This is a genomic window from Bradyrhizobium sp. Kon58, assembly GCF_055807455.1.
Genome location: NZ_JBVVOT010000703.1, coordinates 1 through 230 on the forward strand (window position 1 = coordinate 1; position 230 = coordinate 230).

Annotated in this window: 1 protein-coding gene; it reads right to left on the reverse strand. The window is 60.4% G+C overall.

Features of this window, described 5'->3' with window-relative positions:
• Positions 1 to 230 (reverse strand): hypothetical protein (locus AC0L20_RS42005; RefSeq protein ID WP_473295995.1); only part of this gene is annotated, 230 nt, incomplete at both ends.

Below are 230 nucleotides of genomic sequence, written 5' to 3' on the forward strand. Positions count from 1 at the left end.
GGCGGTCGTAATACAGCTTTTCATGGGGAGACAGGATGACGTTCGATACATCCACGCTCGCGCGCGCCAGCGGCACCAGGGCATTGAGTTTCAGGTTCGCCGAAAAGAACAGCCGCACGTCGGTGATTCTCTGCAGCCAGGCCAGTCGTTTGGCGGCGCCGCCGAGAGAGAACTGCGCCAGTTCTTCAAACGTGGTTTCCATCCTGGCGGTGGCATTCGCCATGCGCTGC